The sequence below is a fragment of the Psychrobacter sp. AOP5-GZ1-6 genome (assembly GCF_052376345.1).
Taxonomy (GTDB): Bacteria; Pseudomonadota; Gammaproteobacteria; order Pseudomonadales; family Moraxellaceae; genus Psychrobacter.
In genome coordinates this window covers 1-2,331 of the sequence record NZ_JBQSVP010000220.1, presented here as the reverse complement: position 1 = coordinate 2,331, position 2,331 = coordinate 1, and the positions used below count along the sequence as shown (strand labels likewise).

3 protein-coding genes are annotated in these 2,331 nt (G+C 38.9%); 1 reads left to right on the top strand and 2 read right to left on the bottom strand.

What is annotated here, in order from left to right; translation table 11 throughout:
* Positions 1–405: 405 nt before the first annotated feature.
* Positions 406–1,113, bottom strand: a complete 708-nt coding sequence (locus tag ACT3RN_RS15200; protein WP_192520700.1) for a ZIP family metal transporter — start codon at positions 1,111–1,113, stop codon at positions 406–408.
* Positions 1,114–1,538: 425 nt separating this feature from the next.
* Here ACT3RN_RS15200 and ACT3RN_RS15195 point away from each other — a divergent pair, with 425 nt between their 5' ends.
* Positions 1,539–1,883 carry a hypothetical protein gene (locus ACT3RN_RS15195; protein ID WP_192520699.1) on the top strand — a complete coding sequence of 115 codons (345 nt, stop codon included), beginning with the start codon at positions 1,539–1,541 and terminating at the stop codon, positions 1,881–1,883.
* A 104-nt stretch (positions 1,884–1,987) separates the two neighbouring features.
* Here ACT3RN_RS15195 and ACT3RN_RS15190 read toward each other — a convergent pair whose 3' ends face one another.
* Complete coding sequence (locus tag ACT3RN_RS15190) at positions 1,988–2,299, bottom strand: NGG1p interacting factor NIF3 (RefSeq protein WP_192520043.1); 312 nt, start codon at positions 2,297–2,299, stop codon at positions 1,988–1,990.
* Between the last annotated feature and the right edge of the window lie 32 nt (positions 2,300–2,331).

Genomic DNA, 2,331 nt, shown 5'->3' with positions numbered 1-2,331 from the left:
CTGCATACTGGTGAGCATCGTCCAGACACGATAAAACCGCATAGCAATAAATTGTTATGCGGTTTTATTGTTAACTATCCATGTTACTTATCACAGCTGTTTCCTATGCATCCTTGCATAATATTCAGCATGTTGTGATATTAGGCATCCTGCCCTTTTACTATCTATAGTAGGATTAACTACTATCAGCAACGGTTATGTGTCCTTACTCCACTTACTATTCTCATCCTGATAGTAGTAAGTGAATCATTATCCTTAATGCGGTCAACTCAATCCTTGAGTCACATTTCCTAATGCCGTGTAACTATAATGCCTAAATCTTAATCCCCTGTTAAGTCGCATAAGCGTCATTGCGTGTAAGCATATGCTTACAAATGCTTTATAACGAGCCAGTTTACATTGTTTTTAGATAAGCATTTCACCGACAACACCAATCAAAAACCCAAAGGTTGCGCCTAATGAAGTCATATAATTACTATTTAGCTTACTCTCAGGAATAATATCCTGAATCAACAGATAAAGTATCCCACCACTGGCAAAAGTCATGAGGTATGCTGTCATACTAGGATGCTGACTCAATAAAAAATGCCCAATCAGCGCGGAAATAATACCAAAGAAACTTAATATAAAGAAAATAGCCAAGGTTTTTTTGACACTGAAACCACTCTGTACCAAATCGCGAAAAGAGTTAAAAGCTTCAGGTAAATTCTGCAAACCAATAAATACTGTTAATAATATCGCCATTTGTGGTTCGATGGCAAAAACAGCTCCAAGAGCAATAGATTCAGGTACAAAGTCCATCATCATCGCTAGCAACGTCGCTTGCTGACTTCCTGACTTTGCCAGTCTACGATCAATGAACATAAACAGCACAGCACCTAGTGAGAACGATGCCATCACGCCCCAAACGCTCAGCACTTCCATACCCTTGGGTATTAGCACTAAGGCTAATGCTGACAGTATTATGCCAGCGCCGAATGACATGAGTGTATGAACCAATTGCGACTTAAAAGGGCTGTCTTTGATGTGATGATCAAATATGTTCGCCAGTACGCCCCCTATAAACACAGTTGCACCTGCAAATCCTGAAAACAAAATCAGTTCGAATGGCATGTCTTTCTCATTATTTATTATTGTTTGTTAGTTATCTTGATAATGCTGCCCGATTATACACATGTCACTTACAACGTCTTAACGCAAGTGACACCTAACCTCAAGTTTTATACTCTATGATTAATGATATATTTCATTAACTTATATCGTACTAAAATTTTGCGCTGCACTAAAATCAAACCACTACATAATGGGTGTAACCAATTTTAGGCTGATCGTTGTTCCGCTATAAAATAAATATAGCGATACTAGGTGCATTTTACGTAGCCTCTGTCCTACGTCATACAACAAGCAAGGAAAGTGTAGACCAAAATCGCACAGTTATATCTCTTTCATTTAGGACTGACTATAGTACGGCTGTAATCCTATTTTTTAAGTTAAAAACGTACGTTCATTTTGCTAGGCAGACAACAAGGATTTGTATTATGAAAACCCCACAAGGCTCAATTATAAAAACACTTTCAACCTCTGGGCTGTCTATCGCTCTACTAGGAACGCTAGTAGGATGTGCCACTGTAGCGCCACCTCACGATAATCGCCCTATTTATCGTAACAGTCATGCGATTAACCATAGTCATCAGCTGCCTCAAGATTTACATCGTAAAGTTTACAACGACCATCGCAATAAAGATGTAGGCAAAAAAGAACATAGGAATAAGAGTAAATATAAGGACAGAAAGCACGACAAAAACAAAAATAGCAATGATAAAAGAGACGATAGAAGGGATAGAGATGATGACAAAAGATATAACGAAAAAAATCGCAGGTAAAAAAATTAATCATACCTTGCTATCATTAAACCCAACCTCAATGCCAAATAAGAACCATTTCAGCTTGATGGTTTATTGTGTCTGATGATATTGGCGCTTTAATTTTAAAACGCTAATACCTTAATGACATCGTAAGCAGGCGTTTCGTACGGGTGACTGCTTTTGAGTGCTGTAATCACAGCCTCGATATATGACTCATCAACCACCATCTCCACTCGCCACTCCTCAACTGCTTCGAGTCTACCGTGCGTACCGATATGCGGGTTACTACCTGCCAATGGCTTGAACTGGCCTGTTCCCTTTACTTGCCAACAGCACTGCTCATAGGCGCCAATTTTCCCAGCACCAGCCGCAAACAGAGCAGACTTTACTTCATCTAACGCTTCATCAGGAATAAAAACGGTCAACTTATACATTGATTCACCTCATAAAATAAGTTTAAATCTTA